Source organism: Bacteroides ndongoniae, assembly GCF_900108345.1.
In the GTDB taxonomy this organism is placed as follows: domain Bacteria; phylum Bacteroidota; class Bacteroidia; order Bacteroidales; family Bacteroidaceae; genus Bacteroides; species Bacteroides ndongoniae.
The window spans coordinates 2223274-2243549 of record NZ_FNVV01000014.1; the positions used below are offsets into that span (position 1 = coordinate 2223274).

A 20276-nucleotide genomic window follows, 5' to 3' on the forward strand; every position below is an offset into this window, starting at 1 on the left:
TTTTGTTTTCCGCCATTAGTCAGAACTCTATACTCATTTTGTATGCCATATAAATTGTACTGAAATTGCAGTTTTTATGGTTATAGCCATAAATAATAAAAACAAATCTACTATATTTGCAGGTATAATCATAAATACGCGCAGCCATGATAGAAAGAGAACTATATATGAAACAAATCCGGTCCTTTATGAACCGTCCGTTCGTCAAGGTGATATCCGGTATCCGCCGGTGCGGAAAGTCAGTCGTATTGCAACTGATAGCAGAAGAATTGGAGCGTCAGGAGGTTGCCAAAGAGCACATTGTCTATATGAACTTTGAGAGTTTTGAATGGATGGATATTGCCGATGCGAAAGCCTTGTACCTGTATATCAAGGATAAAGTGGAAAAGACCGATGGGAAAGTATATATCTTGTTGGATGAAATACAAGAGGTGAAGGATTGGGAAAAGGCCGTCAATTCTTTCATGGTGGATTGGGATGTAGATGTTTATGTAACCGGCTCTAACTCCCGGCTGCTTTCCTCCGAGTTGTCCACCTATCTGGCAGGCAGGTATGTCAGTTTCCATATCATGCCGTTGTCTTTCAATGAATATCTTTTGTTTCATGGTATAAATCCAGATAACAAAGAAGCATTGAGGGAAGAGTTTCAGAAATACCTTCGCATGGGTGGTTTCCCGGCAGTCCATACGGGTGATTACAGCTTCGAATCCATTTATAAGCTGGTGTATGACATCTATTCTTCCGTCATTCTGCGCGACACAGTACAGCGGCATGGCATCCGCAACGTGGAACTGCTGGAACGGGTAGTACGCTTCGTGTTCGATAATATCGGCAACCGGCTTAACGCAAAGAATATCGCCGACTACTTCAAGAGCCAGCAACGGCGGGTGGACATCAACACCGTTTATAATTATCTGGATGCCTTGCAGGGCGCATTCATCATCCAGCGTGTGCCCCGTTACGACATCAAGGGGAAAGAACAGTTGCAGACCAACGAGAAGTATTTTGTCAGCGACTTGTCGCTGGTTTACGCCGTAATGGGCTATAAAGACCGGATGATTTCAGGTGCGTTGGAGAACATTGTCTATTGGGAGATGAAGCGTCGCGGATATGACACGTTCATTGGTAAGCAGGACAATCGTGAAGTCGATTTCGTAGGCATCCGCAAGGACGAAAAAATTTATGTTCAGGTAACTTATCGGATGGAATCGGACGCGACGGTAGAGCGCGAGTTCGCCCCTTTGCTTGCCATCAGCGACCATTACCCCAAATATGTTGTGAGTATGGATGATGTCTGGCAGGACAATATCGAAGGGGTAAGACACCGGCACATTGCCGATTTCCTGACGGATGGAAATTGGTGAAACCCGAAAATTGCAGGTGTATTAAGCAGGATGCAACCATTTTTCAAGTGCAAGGTGCAAGCCTATCCTATATATAGGCTCGCACCTTGCACTGAATGAGGAAATTAAGATTTTAATAATCAAAGGTTTGGAAAATAAAAAGCGATTGCTTACCTTTGCAGCATCCAAAAACGGATGACAAACGGCTGCCGATGGCAGACAAAGAGCATCACCCAAAATCGTTACTAAATCGTTACGGTACGATTTTAAGATGGATTAAAGAGATTTGTAATCAGGGAGATAGGTTCGCTCGGAACAAGCCCCAAGCGGATCACCAAAAGAAAAGCCAAAAGGCGACAATAAAAAGACAAGTCCTACAAAATCAATATTTTGTGGGACTTTTTTTATTGCCCTTTGGCGACCTTGACCGCCAAAAAGAGGGCATTGACGGACAAAAATTAGTACCCAATTCGTACCCCCGACAAGATTTTCAAAAAAGGGGTACGATTTGTCGGAAATTGGCGGAACGCTGTCGGGATTTGGCGACCCTGCATTTATCTCATTATGAGTTAATAAAAGTAGTTTTGTAACTTAAAAAATGAGGTATGAAATCGACATTCCGAGTATTGTTCTTCTTGAAGCGGGACAAGGTAAAAAAGAACGGTAATATGCCTATTATGGCACGTATTACCATTGACGGGAAACTGGCACAGTTCAACACTAAACTTGAAGTCAATCCCAAGAACTGGCAAGCCAAGACGGGAAAGGTGTCCGGACGTGGAGCGGAGTTTACCCGCATGAATGAAATGCTGGACGGTATCAAAGCCACCCTGTACAAGCACTACCAGACCATACTGAAAGGGACGGTTATGTTACCGCTGAAAAGGTACGCAACACCTTTTTAGGCAAAGAGGAAAAGGCTAAGACCCTCTTGCAAGTGTTCGCACAGCATAACGAGCAGTATGCGCTGAAAGTGGGAAAGACCGCCACACACCGGACATACACCCGGTACGAACTTACAAAGAATCGTCTCGCCGAATATATCCGCACGAACTACCATGTGGAGGACATCAGCTTCCGGGAGATAAACGTGGTGTTCATCGAGGGCTTCTACCTGTTCATCCGTGATAACTATCCATGTACCCACAACACCGCCATGAAGTTTGTGCAGCGTTTCAGAACCGTTGTGCTGTTCGCCCACAATCTGGGCTTGATTAACTTTAATCCTTTCGGGGCATACAAGTTGAAGTTTGAGTATGTGGAAAGGGGGTATCTCGAACAAGACGAGTTAGACCGCATCTATCAGAAGACATTTGCCAGCAAGCGGCTGGAGCAGGTACGTGATATGTTCATTTTTAGCTGTTATACGGGCTTGTCGTATGTGGATGTGTGCGAGTTACGGGCGGAGAACATCAAGGTTTCCTTTGACGGCAACCTGTGGATAATCAAGAAAAGACACAAGACAAACGTAACGTCCAATATCCGTTTGTTGGATATTCCCAAAGCCATCTTACAGAAGTATGACGGGAAGTTGCCTGACGGCAAGATTCTTCCAGTAATCAGCAACCAAAAGATGAACGATTACTTGAAAGAAATCGCAACGGTGTGCGGCATAAACAAGAAAATCACCTATCACGTTGCCCGGCATAGTTTCGCGACCCTCAGTATCAGTTACGGCGTACCCATTGAGAGTGTTTCCAAGATGTTGGGACACACAAACATCAGAACCACACAAATTTACGCTAGTGCGCCCAGATTGGTCGCTTGATAAATACTTCTGTAGTAAGAAGTTAGGATTGGGTTCAATATAATCCTATCGTCAATCAGCTTATCCGACGGGGAAACCTAACGGGGAGTGTAGCATGCTGATTAAAGTCCTGAGTCTACTAATAGCCAAGTAGCGACTGAAGGGCAAGACGAAACGACATATACAAGGATGAAGCCTTGATTGGTTGAACGATAGTTCGGTGGTACCACATCTTGCAATAGCGGAAGGCTTTTATATACGCTATTTCATAGTACTCTGGCTATTTTGTGCGTTAGTGCAGAGCATTAAGAACCGACTATGACACAGCCGCAATAAGCGGACAAGAACGAAAGTCGCATCCGACAATATGTCACGCTAATAGTTATCAAGTGAAACTAACTGGGGATTGCCTAAGTCAGAACGCCTCAAAGGCTATGAGAGCTGGTCTCTGAATATCTGATATGGCAACGGAGTTCCCATAGTAGTCCGAGCAAGTTAACGGCTTGTACATGGCGAAGGGGAACAGTCCATAACTTTAGTACAAACAAAGGAAAACGTGAGAGACGTATGAGAAATCCCGAGCAAGTATTAAACATTTTAGCTGAACACAGCAACGAGTCAGGTTACAAATACGAACGACTCTATCGTATTCTGTTCAATGAGCAGATGTTCTTAGTCGCATATCAGCGCATTCATGCAAAACCAGGCAATATGACACCCGGTACTGATGGACAGACGGAGGACGGCATGAGCATTGACAAGATACACGCATTAATAGACAGTCTCAAAAGCGAAGTCTATAGGCCTAAACCGGCAAAGAGGGTTTACATACCGAAGAAGAGCGGAAAGTTACGTCCGCTCGGTATCCCTACGTTTGCAGATAAATTAGTGCAAGAGGTAGTGAGAATGGTTCTCGAAGCCATATACGAAGGATATTTTGAACGGACTTCACATGGTTTCAGACCACACAAAAGCTGCCACACGGCACTTAAGAGTCTACAGAATAATTTCAACGGAACAAAGTGGTTCATTGAGGGAGACATAAAAGGTTTCTTTGACAATATCAACCATGGCGTGATGATAGAAATTCTGAGGGAACGCATATCTGACGAGCGTTTCCTTCGGTTAATACGTAAATTTCTCAACGCTGGATATTTGGAAGAATGGCACTTCAATAGAACTTATTCGGGTACGCCTCAAGGTGGAATTATCAGTCCAATACTGGCTAATATCTACTTGGACAAGTTCGATAAGTATATGAAGAAGTATGCACAAGATTTCCATAAGGGTAAAGTTAGACACCGCAACAAGGATATCGGCAGACTGAACAATCGAGTTCACTATCTAAAGAAGAGAATGAAGGAGGTGACGGACGTTGATAAATTGGAAGCAATGCGGGAGGAAGTTCGTAATAAGCAACAGCAAATACTGACTATGCCGAGCGGTAACGATATGGATGAGAATTTCCGTAGATTGAATTATGTACGCTACGCTGATGATTTCCTTATAGGGGTCATTGGAAATAAAGCAGAGTGCGAGAAAATCAAGGCGGATGTTACACAATTTATGCAAGAAAAGCTAAAGTTGGAGATGTCGCAAGAAAAGACCTTGATAACCAACGCACAAGACAGTGCAAAATTTCTCGGCTATGAAATATCAGTCCGTAAAGATTACACAACGCAGAAAAATGCAAGAGGAGAAACTCGTAGACATCGTAATGGTAATGTGATACTACACGTATCACGAGAAGTAATAAAGAAGAAGTTACTGAGTCTTGAAGCCATGAATGTGAAAACACAAAATGGCAAAGAAGTGTGGAGGTCTAAAGGTAGAACATACCTGATAGACAATGAGCCACAAGACATAGTAGCACGTTTCAACACAGAAATCAGAGGATTCTACAACTACTACTCCATTGCAAACAATGCATCGGCACTTGGACGTTCATTTGGATGTATCATGAGGTTCAGTATGCTAAAGACATTTGCGCAAAAACTTAACAGTTCCGTCAGAACCATAACAGACAAGTATCGTGAAGATGATAAATTTGTGGTGTGGTATACGGACAAGAAAGGCGAACGCAAACCAAGGGTGTTTTACAATGAGGGCTTCAAGCGTATTACCGACTTGGGAACTCAAAAATGTGATAACTTGCCCTACCTGTTCAACACTCCATCTATGAGTCTGGTCGAAAGACTGACTGCAAATAAGTGTGAGTTGTGCGGAAAAGAAGGAAATGTTGTGTCACACCACGTCAGGAAACTCTCAGAATTAAGAGGCAAAACCGAATGGGAACGTAAAATGCTCAAAATGCATAGAAAATCTTTAATCGTCTGTGCAGAATGTCATAACATGATTCATGCGGAGAATAGCTAAAATGCCGTTATGGGCGGAGAGCCGTATACATGGAGACGTGTACGTACGGTTCGGAGGCAGGCTGTCGGAAACCTACCACCGTAAGGTGGCATGGCGCCGACAGCCGAGCCTACAAATCATCGACACGAAACTGAGTGCCGACATGGATATGTTCGCCCAAAGACTGAATGAAAGGAAAACAAGCGTTTAATCACAATAAAATTTTGAAGTTTATGGATTTGCAGGTCATTCAAAACAAAATCTTTGAAGTCAGGGGTTGCCGGGTGATGCTTGACTTCCATTTGGCGGAACTCTACCAAGTGGAAACACGAGCCTTGAAACAGGCAGTCAAACGCAACATCGGTCGTTTCCCGTCCGACTTTATGTTTGTCCTCTCGAAAGAGGAAGCCAACTTATTGTTATCCATAGGGGTATCACAAAATGTGATACCCCCTGATTACAACTTTGGCGCAGCCTTGCCTATGGCTTTCACCGAACAGGGCGTAGCCATGCTTTCATCCGTCTTGCGCAGCCAGACCGCCATCGAGGTGAACATTTCCATCATGCGGGCATTTGTCCTTATGCGTCAGATGGTCGCAGGGTATGAGGAACTGTTGAAACGCATTGAGGAACTGGAAGCCAACACCGATGCACAGTTCAACGACATCTATCAGGCATTGACACAGCTTTTGAGCCAGTCCCAAGAGCAAAAGCAACGCCGCAGAATCGGATTCGTTACCTATGACGAACCGGGAACAGACAGGTAACGGTTTCGGTAACGAAATGCTGTTTAATGGATTGTATTCCAACAAATAGCATCCATTCATCTTGCGGGCAGTCCACCGGGCTACCCGCATTTTTTTATCTCCTTTTCCTCCGGCACATTCCCCGAAACGCCAGCCGTGCGGGGCATGGCTGACTGTTTTTCGTGAAAAGAGCCTTCGGAAAACCGCACAAGCGTATCGAAAGACGGGCTTCCGACACCCTTGCCTTTCCCGCCCGCTTCGTATAGTGTTCCCTATCAGATAAAAGGGAACAAGAACTTTTATCCCGTTTCCCTATCGGTAAACCCTCCCCCTTACGCAGTCCCCCAGCCGGGAGGTCGTTTTTCACGCTTCAATAGGCAAAGGTAGCTACGGGGGCTTTTGGCTCTGCAAATTAGGTTTCATCGAAAAAAATTGTTCCGTCTTCCGTTGGTCGGGGAAAATTTTTTGTCGGAAAAATTTGCATAGCAAGACCCCTTCACAAACCTGCCTATGTGAAACGAAAACGACCGACCCGACCGGAAGACGCATAAAAAAAAGGTCGGATTTACGGGAAACGGAAAAAAGTTCAGTGAAACTTCAACTCCCTCACCTCTCGAATCCGCATAAAAATTAAAAACTTAAAAAATTACAGCGATATGAAAACAACAGCATTATCAGAAGCGAGCGTTTATGTAGGCACTTATGGCAAGTATAACAACGGTTCACTGTTCGGCGCATGGCTGGACTTGTCGGACTATGCGGATAAAGAAGAATTTTACGAAGCCTGCCGGGAGCTTCACAAGGACGAGGAAGATGCGGAATTTATGTTTCAGGATTACGAGAATATCCCGGAGAATTTGATTTCCGAAAGCTGGATTTCCGGGAACTTCTTCACCTTGCGGGATGCGGTGGAAAAGTTGGGCGACACCGAACAGGAAGCCTTTTTCGTGTGGTGCAACTACAAAAACCATGATTTGAGCGAGGAAGATGCGGAAGTGGAAAAGGAAAAGTCTGCCGCCATAAAGAATGATATTGAGCTGCACATGTACAAGGTGCATGACGGCATACCGGTTCTCCTTAACACCTGCTACCTGTACGATGAAAAGGGATGTATGGTACACGGAAGTATCAAGGGAACCAAGGATTATCTGCTTGAGACATGGAGATACCATACAAACAGACATTCCAAAGGTTTCAGTTCCACAAGAATCAGGCCCTGCACGACAAGCAGGGCTTTTTCGTTTGTATAACTCTTAAAATCAGGAATCATGAACCAGACATTACAACTTACAGACTATATTCCACAGTATGTAAGCCTCTACTACGTGGACTACCGGGATGATCTTGATGAGCATGAAGACATCCAGGAGGAATGCATCCGTTCCAACAATATGGAAAAACTCTATGAAAAGGCATACGAATGGTATGAGGAACAGGAAAGCTCAAACATGCACGACTATTTGGAGGAGACAAGAAAGAATATGGAAGCGGACAATCTTGCCGGAGAGTTTGAAGAGCATGAGGATGAAATCAGGGAACTTATCTACGACCGGAACGATTCCGACCCGGTAAAGGACCTGATACGCAACTCGTCCGTTACTAATTTTTTCTATTCGCTTGGAGTGGAAATCATCGGATATCTGACAGGTTGTTCACTGCGGGGAGAATCGGTCGCCATGGCTTGCCATAAGGTACGCCGCGCACTGCATCTGAAAAAGGGGCAGTTTGACGAGAAGATTGAAGAACTGGTAGAGAATGCCACGTACGGTGGAGAACTGCGCATCTACTTCAACGCCATGTTTGACAGGCTCATCAGTGAAGACCCTGAGAAGGATTTCAAGAGCATCCGTTTCCACGGGAATGTAGTGGTGGCCATTGCCGACAGCCGGAACGGTTCCGGACATCATGTACGGATTCCATTGGACATCACTTTCCCTTTCCGAAGGGAGAACCTGTTTGTCGATTCACAGGTACATTATTCTTATGCCAATGAAGTCTGCGGTATGACCAATGATTGGTGTGATTCCACAAAATGGGCAACGGGCATGAAACCTTTTACCGGATCAGTCCGAAAAAGCCGGATGGCTGAATACAAGAAACAGGAAGCCGCTTACGAGCAGACATTCCGAAGCGGGAAATGCACCTTCGGTGACATGAACTACAAACGCCACCGTGACGTGCGATATTCGAATGAGTATCCTGCCGGATGCAGATGCCCTCATTGCGGTACTTTCTGGATTGACTAAAAAAACATTTACTAACCAATAAATTCAAATTATATGAAAATCTGCTGTTCACAAGAGTATTACGACAAGGTCGTACAGTATGCAAAATCCATCAATGACAAGACCCTAGAAAACTGTCTTGAACGTCTCAAACAATGGGAGAAGAACGAGAACCGTCCATGCGAAATCGAACTTTATTACGACCATGCACCATATTCGTTCGGATTCTGCGAACGCTATCCGGACGGAAATACAGGCATTGTCGGAGGACTGTTGTATCATGGAAATCCGGACGAGTCCTTTGCCGTCATCATGGAACGTTTCCACGGATGGAGCATACATACATAGATCCTAAGTTTTACAATAACTGATATCAATCCGATAATGTACCTTAAAGTCTAGAAATTTATAAAGAAAACAAAACCTTGGAAATATAGGCATCACTGAATCTAGTATGCTTACATTGTCAACGACAGGAATTTTTCAAGATTATAGTCTTTTGTATATAAAACTTTCACGTTTTTCCATCCTATAAATACTTCATCCATGTAATTACATCGATAAACTCACTTCAAAATCAATTAGAATATTGATATATTTAAACTACAAATATTTTATGCAGGAATTAGGCAGATATACCTTATAAAATGAAGTATAACAATTCCAAGGAATCGTATTATATTATTCCTCTTATTACTTACAAAGTAAAAGTCCGGAAAAACTTACGATGCTATTATTACAAACCCGATATTTTTATGCTAATTACAGTTTAAAATTAGAAGAAACGGAAAATAGTTCATTAATATTTTGCCCAGATTAAGAATATTATCTATATTTGCCGGAGTTTTAGTAAAAATAGAAATTGAATATATGAAACAGACCATATTTAAAATAATGCTGTTACTGGCGGTCATCTTTATGAGAGTAGAGATGGCAGAGGCTGTTTCATGTAACCATGCGTTCCATGATGCCCAGACCTCATCTGCGGTATCAAACCAGACGGATGCAGACGAAACCTTCCATTTTATCTATGCGACTCTGGATAAAACGCATGATTTGTTCAGCACGCTTACCCACGACCATTCATTCAACAGATTGCTAGATAAACGTGTGATGCGCAATGATGAACAAAACATCAAGTTTTCCTTACGTTTATTATTATTCTATCATTCCCTACGTGAGGTAGGTTTATTGAAGGACAAGGAGAGCCTTTACCCTTCAACAAACATTCATTGTGTGATTCCTTCATGCGAATACTATGTATTTGCCATGAGGAAAATCATTATTTAGCCGTTTTATAGGTTAGTTGTTTTTCACTGCTCCGGCACCCTTGCAAAGTGTCGGAGTGGATATGGATTTCTTGCTTCACATGCTTGACGCAAGCCAGTTACTTATTGTCTAAACTTTTCAAAAAAAACAAAACTCTATAAAACGATTAAATTATGAAAACGAATAACTCAAAACAATCTTTCAAAGGAATAGAAGCCGCAGGTTTAATCATCATCGCATGTTTCATCGTAGCCATTTGCATTTATCATTTTGTGTTTGGAAACCCGGCCAACTTCATGAACAATGACCCTAACAATCATCCGCTTCCAGGAAACATGTTGGGAACTATCTATAAAGGAGGTATCATTGTGCCTGTTATCCAAACTCTTTTGTTGACTGTGCTCACCTTAAGCGTAGAACGTTATTTTACCCTTCGCGCCTCTTTCGGAAGAAGCAAGCTCTCCAAATTCGTGGCGCAGATTAAAGATGCCTTGAATAAAGGAGACATGGAGAAAGCACAAGAATTATGTGACAAGCAGCGCGGCTCAGTGGCCAATGTAGTGAGCTCCACTCTCCGTAAATACCGCGAAATGGAGCAGAACAATGAACTGGCGAAAGACCAGAAAATTCTTGCCATACAAAAAGAGCTGGAAGAAGCCACCGCACTTGAGCTTCCCATGATGCAGCAGAACTTGCCTATCATCGCTACCATCACTACCTTAGGCACCTTGATGGGATTGCTGGGAACCGTAATCGGTATGATCCGTTCATTTGCCGCGCTTTCTGCCGGAGGAGGTACTGACTCAGTTGCATTGTCTACAGGTATCTCTGAAGCCTTGATTAACACCGCATTTGGTATCTTGACCGGTGCACTGGCCGTTATTTCCTATAACTATTACACCAACAAGATAGACAAGCTGACGTACAGCCTTGACGAAGTGGGCTTCTCCATTGTACAGACTTTCGCAGCTACTCATTAATTCTGCCAGCCGAGGTTTTCCTCATGCAGACAGAAACAGAAGTTTGATTTAAAATTTTCAATTATGAGTAGAGCTAAAATTCAGAAGAAAAGCATGTTCATCGACATGACAGCCATGAGCGATGTAACCGTACTGCTGCTTACTTTTTTCATGCTGACAGCCAGTTTTGTGAAAAAAGAGCCTGTGCAGGTTGTCACTCCCGCATCAATTTCTGAAATAAAGATACCCGAAACAAACATCATGTCCATCCTGGTAGGCCCTGATGGAAAAATCTTTATGAGTCTTGACAAGCAAAGTGACATGGCAGCCACATTAGAAGCAATGGGAAAGGAATACGGGCTTTCATTTACCCCGCAAGAAATAAAGAAATTTTCTTTGTGCCAGACTTTCGGAGTACCAATAAGCCACATGAAATCTTTCCTGGCCCTTAGCACAGAACAGCAGGACCGCACCTTAAAAAACCAGGGAATCCCTTGTGACAGTATCGACAACCAGTTCAAAGCATGGGTGCGCAATGCACGTGCCACGAACCATGACTTGCGCATTGCCATCAAGGCCGACCAGCAAACACCCTACGCGGTCATAAAAAAAGTGATGAACTCTCTTCAAGACCTCAAGGAAAACAGATACAATCTGATTACCTCCTTAAAATCGGGTCCGGAAGAATAAAGAAAAAGAAATATGGCTGAAATTCAAGAAAACAACAATAAAGAAAAGAAAGGTAACAAGCAGAAAAAAATGAATATCCGCGTGGATTTCACTCCCATGGTCGACATGAATATGCTGCTGATTACTTTTTTCATGCTGTGTACTTCATTGAGCAAGCCGCAAACAATGGAAATCAGCATGCCATCCAATGATAAAAACATCACCGAAGAGCAACAGAATAAAGTCAAGGCCTCTCAGGCACTGACTTTATTGCTGGGCGAGGACGGAAAACTCTATTATTACGAAGGCGAACCGGACTACAAGAACTATGCTTCACTAAAAGAAACCACCTACGAAGCCAGCGGATTGCGTAAACTATTGCTCAGCAAAAACTACGAAGCAGTCAAGAAAGTACGTGAGCTTAAGGATAAGAAAGCAAGGCTTGAAATCACCGAAGAGGAATGTAAGAAGGAAATTGCCAGCGTGAAATCGGGAAAAAACACTCCTACCGTCATCATTAAGGCAATGGACAAGTCGACTTATAAGAATCTGATAGATGCGCTGGACGAAATGCAGATTTGCAGCATAGGGAAATACGTAATTGTCGACATTACGGACGGCGACCGTTTCCTGATAGACAACTACCTCTCTCATGGTGAGTTAAGTCAAAAAGCGACAGATAGGAATGTATAACTTCAAAAAAGGGAAAAATGTCAAAGGTTGATTTAACTTCTTTGGAATGGTGCGAACTCATTTTCAAAGACAGAAATAAAAATTACGGTGCCTATAAAATGCGCCGTGACCTGGGAAGACGGCAGACGGCCTCTCTGGTTATTGTCACAGTTGTGGCATTTGCCGGATTCACCTTACCCCGTCTTGTCAAAATGGCTATGCCGGAACAGAAAGAAGAAATGGTGGAAGTGACACAGCTTTCTGCCCTGGAGGAGCCGGAAGTGAAAGAAGAAACATTGAAAAAGGTAGAACCCATTGCCCCACCCCCTCCGGCTCTCAAGAGTACCATCAAATTCACGGCACCGGTCATCAAGAAAGACGAGGAAGTGCACGATGACGATGAGCTCAAGAGCCAGGATGAGCTGACAGAGACCAAGGTACAAATATCCATCGCCGACGTGAAAGGCAATGACGAACTGAACGGAAAAGACATTGCCGACTTGCAGGAAGTCATTACCCAGGCACCAGAAGCTCAAGAAGAAGAGCCTTACATGATGGTAGAACAGATGCCACAATTTCCGGGAGGGCCAGCAGAGCTTCTTAAATACATAGCCAAAAACCTGAAGTATCCGGTCATTGCACAAGAGAATGGCATACAAGGAAAAGTCATTCTGCGTTTTGTTGTCAATGCACAAGGCCATGTGGAAAATGTCAAGGTGCTCCGTTCACTGGATCCTTATTGCGACAAAGAAGCGATACGCGTGGTAAAATCGCTGCCACAATGGATTCCCGGGAAACAGAACGGCCGTAACGTACCGGTTTATTATACCTGCCCTATTGTTTTTAAATTACAGTAATCACCAAGTGTATGAAAAAGAAATTAATGCTATATCTGTTGTGCATGCTCACGTTCTCGGCTTGTAATTCCTCCGGGAAAAACGGTAAAGAGGAAACCTTGTATTCGGGAGAAATCCGCATTGCCGTAGACGAATCGTTCAAGCCTATCATGGAAGAAGAGCTGCAAGTATATCAGGCACTGACTCCCGAGGCTTCAATCACCCCGGTTTATTGCAGTGAGGTAGAAGCTGTCAACCTGTTGCTGAAAGACAGCGTACGTCTGGCAATCACCAACCGCCGGCTGACAGAAAAGGAATTAATTTCTTTTCATACACGCAAATTCTTTCCGGAATCCATTCAAATGGCTTCCAGCGGAATCGCACTGATTACCCACCATTGCAATCCCGACTCACTCATTACAGTGGAAGACTTCCGGCGCATCGCCACCGGAGAAATCACGGAATGGAAAGAGTTAAACCCAAAGTCAAGGCTGGGACGCATGCAAGTAGTGTTCGACAATCCGAACTCAGGAACCGTACATTATGTCATCGACTCCATCTGCCAAGGGAAACCTCTTTCTTCCTCATTAAAGGCACGGAAAAGCAATGAAGAAGTAATTGATTATGTAGCTGCCACACCGGATGCCATTGGCATTATCGGTGCCAACTGGATAGGCAACAAGGCAGATACGACACGGCTCTCCTTCAACCAAAGAGTCAGGGTCATGTCGGTTTCGGAAAGCAGTGAAGCTACTCCAGAAAACAGTTACAGACCTTATCAGGCTTATCTGGCGTTAAAACAATATCCGCTGACGAATGAGGTGTACATCCTTATCAATGACCCCAAAGGAGCACTCCCTACCGGACTGATGACGTTTCTGACAGGAGAGCGCGGACAACGGATTATCCTCAAGTCAGGACTGATACCGGCTACACAGCCAGTCCGGATTGTAAACGTAAAAGATGATTTCTAATTTAATGAGCAATTTATGATGAAAAATAAAATTTTATGCTTTGTATGCAGCGGAATGATATTTTCTGCCTCATACTGCTATGCCCAGGAAACTCTTACAGCTGAAACCCACAGGCTAATTACACAGATAGCTTCCGGTATCAATGAAACACCGGAAACAGCCGCCAAAGAATTCAGCGAGTTACTAAAGGGGAAAAACAAGAAAAACATCTCCTTGCTGGTTGCCATAGGCAACGCCTATCTGGATCATAACCGCCCGGCTGAAGCACAAGTTTATGCTGACCGTGCCATGAAAACAGACTCCAAATCGGCTCCGGTATATATGCTGGCAGGTGACATTGCCCTGGCACAGAAAAATGTAGGCACGGCATGCGGATATTACGAACAGGCCATTTTGTTCGATGCAGATTGCTACGATGCCTATTACAAATACGCACGTGCCTACATCGGGGTGAACCCTCAGCTCTCTATTGACATGCTGACAAAATTGAAGGCAAACCATCCTGAACTGCTGGAAGTAAACCGTGAATTAGCCAATGCGTACTATCAGGCAGGGTACTATGGCAAAGCAAAATCTGCTTACGACGAATTCATGCAACAAGGAACTCCTGATGCGCAAGACTACGGGTATTACGCCATGCTGCTATATTTGAACAAAGACTATGCGCAATCACTGAAGGCCGTAGAGAAAGGGCTTGCTACAGACAAGGACAACCATCTCCTGAAACGTCTGCGTATGTACGATTTGTATGAAATTGCCGCCTATAAAGAAGGGCTTGAAGCTGCTGACGCTTTTTTTGACCGTCCGGACGGAAGCGACTACGTCTACCTGGACTTTCTATACCGTGGACGTCTGTCATTGGCAGACCAGAGGAACGACGAGGCAATGCAATGGTTTGAAAAAGCCCTCGAAGCGGATGCGGCACATGAGCATCCGGAAATAGCCAAGGAAGCGTCTGCCGCCCACGAAAAATTGCAAAATTACCCTGAAGCCATCCGCCTGTACCAAGTGTATCTGGACGGGCTGAAAGGAAAGGCCGAGGTGAGCGACATGTTCTTGATGGGAAGACTGTATTACATAGCGGCCGGAAGCAGTACCGCCAATGAAACCGAAAAAGAAGCTTATTTGAAGAAAGCCGACGAAATCTTTGCAGAAGTATCTCAACGTGTACCCGACAATTACCTGGGCTATTTCTGGAGAGCCCGCACCAATGCCATGGCCGACCCTGAAAGTACGGAAGGACTGGCCAAGCCTTATTACGAATCGGCTCTGGCCTTGCTGGAAAAGAAAGCAGACGCGTCCAAATCACTCCTCATCGAATGTGAAAGTTACCTGGGATACTATTATTTCCTGCAAAAGGACTATGAAAAGTCTAAAGCATACTGGAACAAAATTCTGGAACTTGATCCGGAAAACGCTACGGCCAGACAGGCCCTGCAAGGGCTTCAGGCTACCCAATAGTTCTCTTTAATTTTCAACTACAAAAACAAGAAATTCATGGAAACATTTAATCTATCACAGTCATATCCCACACAGGATATACGGAAACGCACCAGTTTCCTCACCATAGGCCTTTCAATTTGTTTGCTGGCTGCCGGTATCAGTCTGTTTTTCTTACCGGAAAGCACCTCAGAATCCAATATTAATGCCCTGAAAATCGCTGCCGGAAGCTTGCTGGCAGTCATTTCATTCTATTTTCTGATTTTCCGTGCCCGCTATCAGGCCTATGCAGGAACAGGCAGCATGGTATGCAAAAAAAGCCTGACATTCAGCAAAGAACAGTTCCAAGGCTTGAAAAAATACCTGGCAGATTATTGTGACCTGCCTGCCATGTCAAGAGAAGAGCCGCAGCTGTATTTGCTGATTGTTCACTCAAAAGACAACCAATATGCCGCATTTCAACTGCTGACCTATAGTTCTTTCTTGTATAAACCAGTCACAGAACTGTGCTGCCTGAAAGGAGAAAAAGCCAGTACATTCATAAAAAACCTGCATACGTCACATGGATTTCTTCATTGATATTTTCCTACATATAGACCAGCATCTGATTACACTCGTGCAGGAATACCATGAATGGACATATGCCTTGTTGTTTTTAATCATTTTCTGTGAAACCGGACTTGTAGTCACCCCCTTTCTGCCCGGAGACTCCCTTCTGTTTGTCTCCGGTGCAGTGGCATCCCTTCCGGGGATGCCACTGGAAATAAGCCTGCTGATGATGGTTATTTTCATCGCAGCCGTGCTTGGTGATTCCTGCAACTACCTGATTGGACATTATTTCGGGAAAAAACTGTTCTCCCAACCAGACTCAAAGATCTTCAAGCAAAGTCATTTGGAGAAAACCCATCATTTCTTCCAGAAATATGGCGGAAAAACCATAATCATTGCCCGTTTTGTCCCCATTGTCCGCACTTTTGCACCGTTTGTCGCCGGAATGGGACACATGAATTATTACTTGTTTATGATTTACAACCTTGTCGGGGCAGCTGTCTGGGTCTTACTTTTTTGCATGACAGGCTATTTCTTTGGAAACATCCCTTTTGTGCAGCAAAACCTCAAAATACTTTTGATGGGCATCGTACTGGTTTCACTCTGCCCTGCCCTCATTGAATATATACGAATAAAAAATAAACGAACAACAGTATGAAAAATTCCCTGTTAAACCGATTTGTACCCAAAGAAAGCAAATTCTTTCCTTTATTAAACCAATTGTCACAAACCGTACTCAATGCTTCTGAACTTCTGATTGACAGCATGAACCATGACACACCAGAGACATGGCAGGAGTATTATCACAAAGTGAAGGAGGCTGAAAGAAAAGGCGACCAGATAACCCAGCAGATTTTCATGGAGCTAGGCCAGACCTTTATCACCCCCTTTGACCGGGAAGACATACATGACCTGGCCTTTTCCATCGATGACGTGACCGACCGCATTCACAGTGCCTCGAAGCGGATTGCCATCTACAAGCCGCACGCCATTTCAGACAGCGGAAAAGAGCTGGCTGTCCTCATACAACAAGGAGCCTCCATCATCTGCAAGGCCATGGATGAGCTGGAAACCTTCAGCAAAAATCCGTCCAGACTGAAAGATTACTGTCAGAAGCTCCATGAGATAGAAAACCATGCGGATGAGGTCTATGACCTTTTCATCATGCAACTGTTTAATGAAGAAACAGACTGCATTGAACTGATCAAGACAAAAGAAATCATGCAGGAACTGGAAAAGACGACAGATGCCGCCGACCATGTAGGAAAGCTCCTGAGAAACATTATCGTAAAATATGCCTGAAAAAAAGAATTGCACATGGAATTACTCATCACCATCATTGTACTGGCCCTGATTTTTGACTATATCAACGGTTTTCATGATGCAGCCAACGCAATAGCTACCATTGTTTCTACCAAGGTGCTGACTCCGCTCCAGGCTGTAATCTGGGCTGCCTTTTTCAATTTTCTGGCGTTTTTCATCGCTAAATACCTTATCGGTGATTTCGGCATTGCCAACACTGTGTCAAAAACAGTCTATGAGCAATACATTACTTTGCCAGTCATCTTGTCTGGAGTGATTGCAGCCATCATCTGGAACCTGTGGACCTGGTGGAGAGGAATTCCTTCTTCTTCATCCCATACACTTATCGGCGGGTTTGCGGGAGCCGCCATTGCAGCTTATGGATTTGGTGCCATTCAAAGTTCGGTTATCCTGAAAATCGTGCTTTTCATTTTTCTGGCTCCAGTCATAGGTATGCTTGTAGCCTTCCTCTTCACTCTGATAGTGCTGAATCTGTGCCGTAAGGCCCATCCCCACACCGCAGAGAAATGGTTTAAAAGACTACAGTTGCTCTCATCCGCCCTGTTCAGCATCGGGCATGGACTTAACGACTCGCAAAAGGTAATGGGTATCATTGCAGCTGCCCTGATAGCAGCCCATTCGCAAGGCATTGGCATGGGGGTAAACAACGTAGGCGATTTACCCGACTGGGTCGCTTTTTCCTGCTTTACCGCAATCTCACTGGGAACCATGTCGGGAGGATGGAAAATAGTGCGCACCATGGGAAATCGAATTACCAAAGTTACCCCTTTAGAAGGTGTCATTGCTGAGACTGCGGGTGCATTCACTCTTTATCTCACAGAATACCTAAAGATTCCGGTAAGTACTACCCATACCATATCAGGAGCCATTATAGGAGTAGGTGCTACCCGTCGTTTATCAGCTGTTCGTTGGGGAATTACCAAAAGCTTAATGACGGCTTGGACCCTTACGATTCCAATAAGTGCGATACTCGCTGCAACTGTTTATAGTCTTATATTATTAATAACTTGATCTTACTGAAACATCAACACTAAATTCTAATAAAGTAAAAGTTAAAACTATATTGAATATTTCATCCAAATTATAAAAGGGTGAATATGAAAAGTATCCTATCAGACTCCCTATTGAGGAACTGATAGGATTTTTTTATTATAGCTAATATTGTGTTTTTTCACCCTATAAAATTTGAAGTTTTTCACAAGGCAATCTTTTGTTTTTTACGATAATGAACATTTGCCAAAAGGCAACAATCATCTTTAAGTTTCTAATTGTTTCAGTTTTTGTATAAAGACTTCATGTGTTTTATAGTCCTAATATGATTATTTATAAGAGTTTATAGGTACATAAATTAATATATGTAAGCAAAGCTAATCTTAGCAAAGATACATTTATCGGGAAAATCTAAGGCGTTAGTTTATAAGTCTTCAGTGTTATATGTAGACAAAGCCTACAACATCATTTTAGCCATATTTGCAGGCTTCATAATTCGGCATATGTGCATGTTATTACTATAATCATAATCATTAAATTCCCAGTTTTTACAAGGATAAAATGACTGCATCCTCATTTCTTGCTGCAAAAATAGCTGTTTGCCGCGCAACTCCCGCAAGGCGGCCCTGCCGGGCTGGTTGGCGGGAAAAAATCATCCTCGCTTCGCTCCGGTATTTTTTCCCGCCAAGCCTTGCAAGGATGCGGGCAAACAGACAACAGGGACAACAAGAAATAAGAATGCCTGTACCTTACAGGCAGACGATATATAACAATAAATATCAGAAGTCATGATTACAGACCAGAAGACACAGAACAGGCTTCACGCGGATACCGGAACGGCACTGTTCTCCATCAGAAAAAGGAAGGAAGCCGTCACAAGGATGCTGGACATTCTGAAAGAGACTCCGGAATATCTGCAGGTTATGAACCATATACCGGCTTATGCCATGGATGACGATACGTCAGAATGGTGGAATTCCGAAGAATCGGAAAATTTCATGAATTCACTCATGGAAGTGATGGAAAGCTATACTCCAGACGGATACAGGTTCGGACCGAAATCCAGTACGGCCGACCTTTACGGATACTGGGAAAGCAAGACCGGACGGATAACCCTCTTCCATCTGCTTTTCAGTCTGGAAACCGGATATGAATGGGAAAAAGATCTTTCCCATGAGAAAACGGACGCATTCTACAAGGAAATAAAAGAAAAATTTCATGAAGAAGAATTCGATACGGTCAGAACCGGCTGTACGTCACTGGCCATGTATCTTGTAAAAGGAAAGACACGCCTGCACGTGCATCCTATGGAAATAAGCGGCTACTGTGAGACATTGCATATTCCAAAGGTTACAGCCATACTGAAAAAAGGAGGCAGCACATTCCGTCTTGTAAAGAATACGATAGCGGAAGAAGTGTATTCCTTCACCGATGAAGAAGAAATGGAATATTACCGTGCCAGATACGGAACGTGCATCCACCGGAATATACTGGATGCCTTCAGCAACCGCCGGGCAGGGAAAGAGGACATACTTTCCATGATGGCATCACGGATAAATGTGGCGACGACATCACATCTGCACGGTATCGGATATGATTCGCCTGCATACAGGTTTGTGCATGAAGCATACGACAGACTGGTAAACAACGGAAAGCTGAAGGAGAATGTCGGGGAAATCGGTTGCTGCAACATCATAATGGCCACTTCAAATACCAACGCAATATGAGACTGAATTACAATGATATGTTGCTTCTGGCAATATGGGAATACAACAGGAGACAGGACGAGGATCTGACACTGGAACTGTTTCAGGAAACATTCGGACAGGTTCCCGGCGCACATTTCCATGACAAATGGGTGCATTATTACAACAAGAACCTGCTGATGATGGTCGCCTATTTCAGGGGTGAGGAAGAAAACGGCCAGAAATTCTGTGATATGATCACCCGACAGGCTGAACGCTATACATCTCATCTCAGAAAAAGAGTTACGGAAAGTGGGGTTACCGCATGGATATAAGGGAAATATCACGTGAGCAGTGGAACGGTATGGGACAGCACGGACAAATCCGCATGAAATTCATGGGATACGGTCCGGTCAGAATCCACACGGACAATGAAAACCATACCGTAACAGTATACAGAATCAACGACAGTCTATAACCATTTATAAAATAAA

General features: G+C 43.9%; 21 protein-coding genes and 2 pseudogenes. All 23 read left to right on the forward strand.

Going from position 1 to position 20276, the window contains the following annotated elements:
• Nucleotides 1–146: 146 nt before the first annotated feature.
• A complete protein-coding gene (locus BQ5591_RS19820) occupies nt 147–1364 on the forward strand; it encodes an ATP-binding protein (RefSeq protein ID WP_071150651.1) in 1218 nt (405 codons plus the stop codon).
• A gap of 191 nt (nt 1365–1555) precedes the next feature.
• The gene (locus tag BQ5591_RS19825) at nt 1556–1933 is read left to right on the forward strand and encodes a hypothetical protein (protein WP_159434530.1); all 378 of its coding nucleotides are present in this window, start codon (nt 1556–1558) and stop codon (nt 1931–1933) included.
• Nucleotides 1934–1948: 15 nt separating this feature from the next.
• Nucleotides 1949–3111: pseudogene (locus tag BQ5591_RS19830) on the forward strand (site-specific integrase).
• Nucleotides 3112–3657: 546 nt separating this feature from the next.
• Complete coding sequence (locus tag BQ5591_RS19835; RefSeq protein ID WP_071150653.1) at nt 3658–5466, forward strand: reverse transcriptase domain-containing protein; 1809 nt, start codon at nt 3658–3660, stop codon at nt 5464–5466.
• A gap of 37 nt (nt 5467–5503) precedes the next feature.
• Entirely contained in the window at nt 5504–5656 is a 153-nt protein-coding gene (locus tag BQ5591_RS21965; protein WP_235817123.1) for a hypothetical protein, read from the forward strand.
• Between the two features lie 22 nt (nt 5657–5678).
• A complete protein-coding gene (locus BQ5591_RS19845; protein WP_071150654.1) occupies nt 5679–6212 on the forward strand; it encodes an ORF6N domain-containing protein in 534 nt (177 codons plus the stop codon).
• A gap of 635 nt (nt 6213–6847) precedes the next feature.
• Nucleotides 6848–7207, forward strand: a pseudogene (locus tag BQ5591_RS22255) (antirestriction protein ArdA); the annotation flags it as partial.
• 252 nt (nt 7208–7459) lie between these two features.
• Nucleotides 7460–8437: a hypothetical protein gene (locus BQ5591_RS19860; RefSeq protein WP_071150655.1), complete on the forward strand. Its 978-nt coding sequence runs from the start codon at nt 7460–7462 to the stop codon at nt 8435–8437.
• Between the two features lie 33 nt (nt 8438–8470).
• The gene (locus BQ5591_RS19865) at nt 8471–8764 is read left to right on the forward strand and encodes a DUF4120 family protein (RefSeq protein ID WP_071150656.1); all 294 of its coding nucleotides are present in this window, start codon (nt 8471–8473) and stop codon (nt 8762–8764) included.
• A 522-nt stretch (nt 8765–9286) separates the two neighbouring features.
• Nucleotides 9287–9706, forward strand: a complete 420-nt coding sequence (locus BQ5591_RS19870; protein WP_071150657.1) for a hypothetical protein — start codon at nt 9287–9289, stop codon at nt 9704–9706.
• Between the two features lie 152 nt (nt 9707–9858).
• Nucleotides 9859–10665, forward strand: a complete 807-nt coding sequence (locus tag BQ5591_RS19875) for a MotA/TolQ/ExbB proton channel family protein (protein WP_022054411.1) — start codon at nt 9859–9861, stop codon at nt 10663–10665.
• A gap of 63 nt (nt 10666–10728) precedes the next feature.
• Entirely contained in the window at nt 10729–11334 is a 606-nt protein-coding gene (locus tag BQ5591_RS19880; RefSeq protein WP_071150658.1) for an ExbD/TolR family protein, read from the forward strand.
• A 12-nt stretch (nt 11335–11346) separates the two neighbouring features.
• A complete protein-coding gene (locus BQ5591_RS19885) occupies nt 11347–12006 on the forward strand; it encodes an ExbD/TolR family protein (RefSeq protein WP_022054409.1) in 660 nt (219 codons plus the stop codon).
• A 17-nt stretch (nt 12007–12023) separates the two neighbouring features.
• A complete protein-coding gene (locus BQ5591_RS19890; RefSeq protein ID WP_022054408.1) occupies nt 12024–12842 on the forward strand; it encodes an energy transducer TonB in 819 nt (272 codons plus the stop codon).
• 11 nt (nt 12843–12853) lie between these two features.
• A complete protein-coding gene (locus tag BQ5591_RS19895; RefSeq protein WP_022054407.1) occupies nt 12854–13795 on the forward strand; it encodes a PstS family phosphate ABC transporter substrate-binding protein in 942 nt (313 codons plus the stop codon).
• A 15-nt stretch (nt 13796–13810) separates the two neighbouring features.
• Nucleotides 13811–15256, forward strand: a complete 1446-nt coding sequence (locus BQ5591_RS19900) for a tetratricopeptide repeat protein (protein WP_022054406.1) — start codon at nt 13811–13813, stop codon at nt 15254–15256.
• Nucleotides 15257–15292: 36 nt separating this feature from the next.
• Nucleotides 15293–15814 carry a DUF2207 domain-containing protein gene (locus BQ5591_RS19905; RefSeq protein WP_159434531.1) on the forward strand — a complete coding sequence of 174 codons (522 nt, stop codon included), beginning with the start codon at nt 15293–15295 and terminating at the stop codon, nt 15812–15814.
• Nucleotides 15798–16442, forward strand: coding sequence for a DedA family protein (locus BQ5591_RS19910; RefSeq protein ID WP_071150660.1), 645 nt, complete (start codon nt 15798–15800; stop codon nt 16440–16442). Before BQ5591_RS19905 ends, BQ5591_RS19910 begins: the two co-directional genes overlap by 17 nt.
• A complete protein-coding gene (locus BQ5591_RS19915; protein WP_071150661.1) occupies nt 16439–17086 on the forward strand; it encodes a DUF47 domain-containing protein in 648 nt (215 codons plus the stop codon). Before BQ5591_RS19910 ends, BQ5591_RS19915 begins: the two co-directional genes overlap by 4 nt.
• A 15-nt stretch (nt 17087–17101) precedes the next feature.
• Nucleotides 17102–18118, forward strand: a complete 1017-nt coding sequence (locus BQ5591_RS19920) for an inorganic phosphate transporter (RefSeq protein ID WP_071150662.1) — start codon at nt 17102–17104, stop codon at nt 18116–18118.
• A 767-nt stretch (nt 18119–18885) separates the two neighbouring features.
• Nucleotides 18886–19824, forward strand: a complete 939-nt coding sequence (locus BQ5591_RS19930; protein WP_071150663.1) for a hypothetical protein — start codon at nt 18886–18888, stop codon at nt 19822–19824.
• A complete protein-coding gene (locus BQ5591_RS19935) occupies nt 19821–20117 on the forward strand; it encodes a hypothetical protein (RefSeq protein WP_071150664.1) in 297 nt (98 codons plus the stop codon). Before BQ5591_RS19930 ends, BQ5591_RS19935 begins: the two co-directional genes overlap by 4 nt.
• On the forward strand, nt 20108–20260 hold the full coding sequence (locus BQ5591_RS21250; protein ID WP_235817124.1) for a DUF4121 family protein: 153 nt from the start codon (nt 20108–20110) through the stop codon (nt 20258–20260). The genes BQ5591_RS19935 and BQ5591_RS21250 overlap by 10 nt, the downstream gene beginning before the upstream one ends.
• Nucleotides 20261–20276 lie beyond the last annotated feature (16 nt).

Bases quoted from the DNA above. Each gene is read 5' to 3' on its own strand.
- BQ5591_RS19860 (WP_071150655.1), top strand. From the start codon at position 7,460: ATGAACCAGACATTACAACTTACAGACTATATTCCACAGTATGTAAGC.
- BQ5591_RS19900 (WP_022054406.1), top strand. From the start codon at position 13,811: ATGATGAAAAATAAAATTTTATGCTTTGTATGCAGCGGAATGATATTT.
- BQ5591_RS19915 (WP_071150661.1), top strand. From the start codon at position 16,439: ATGAAAAATTCCCTGTTAAACCGATTTGTACCCAAAGAAAGCAAATTC.
- BQ5591_RS19885 (WP_022054409.1), top strand. From the start codon at position 11,347: ATGGCTGAAATTCAAGAAAACAACAATAAAGAAAAGAAAGGTAACAAG.
- BQ5591_RS19935 (WP_071150664.1), top strand. From the start codon at position 19,821: ATGAGACTGAATTACAATGATATGTTGCTTCTGGCAATATGGGAATAC.
- BQ5591_RS21250 (WP_235817124.1), top strand. From the start codon at position 20,108: ATGGATATAAGGGAAATATCACGTGAGCAGTGGAACGGTATGGGACAG.
- BQ5591_RS19835 (WP_071150653.1), top strand. From the start codon at position 3,658: ATGAGAAATCCCGAGCAAGTATTAAACATTTTAGCTGAACACAGCAAC.
- BQ5591_RS19875 (WP_022054411.1), top strand. From the start codon at position 9,859: ATGAAAACGAATAACTCAAAACAATCTTTCAAAGGAATAGAAGCCGCA.
- BQ5591_RS19895 (WP_022054407.1), top strand. From the start codon at position 12,854: ATGAAAAAGAAATTAATGCTATATCTGTTGTGCATGCTCACGTTCTCG.
- BQ5591_RS19930 (WP_071150663.1), top strand. From the start codon at position 18,886: ATGATTACAGACCAGAAGACACAGAACAGGCTTCACGCGGATACCGGA.
- BQ5591_RS19825 (WP_159434530.1), top strand. From the start codon at position 1,556: ATGGCAGACAAAGAGCATCACCCAAAATCGTTACTAAATCGTTACGGT.
- BQ5591_RS19880 (WP_071150658.1), top strand. From the start codon at position 10,729: ATGAGTAGAGCTAAAATTCAGAAGAAAAGCATGTTCATCGACATGACA.
- BQ5591_RS19905 (WP_159434531.1), top strand. From the start codon at position 15,293: ATGGAAACATTTAATCTATCACAGTCATATCCCACACAGGATATACGG.
- BQ5591_RS19890 (WP_022054408.1), top strand. From the start codon at position 12,024: ATGTCAAAGGTTGATTTAACTTCTTTGGAATGGTGCGAACTCATTTTC.
- BQ5591_RS19920 (WP_071150662.1), top strand. From the start codon at position 17,102: ATGGAATTACTCATCACCATCATTGTACTGGCCCTGATTTTTGACTAT.
- BQ5591_RS19910 (WP_071150660.1), top strand. From the start codon at position 15,798: ATGGATTTCTTCATTGATATTTTCCTACATATAGACCAGCATCTGATT.
- BQ5591_RS19845 (WP_071150654.1), top strand. From the start codon at position 5,679: ATGGATTTGCAGGTCATTCAAAACAAAATCTTTGAAGTCAGGGGTTGC.
- BQ5591_RS19870 (WP_071150657.1), top strand. From the start codon at position 9,287: ATGAAACAGACCATATTTAAAATAATGCTGTTACTGGCGGTCATCTTT.
- BQ5591_RS19865 (WP_071150656.1), top strand. From the start codon at position 8,471: ATGAAAATCTGCTGTTCACAAGAGTATTACGACAAGGTCGTACAGTAT.
- BQ5591_RS19820 (WP_071150651.1), top strand. From the start codon at position 147: ATGATAGAAAGAGAACTATATATGAAACAAATCCGGTCCTTTATGAAC.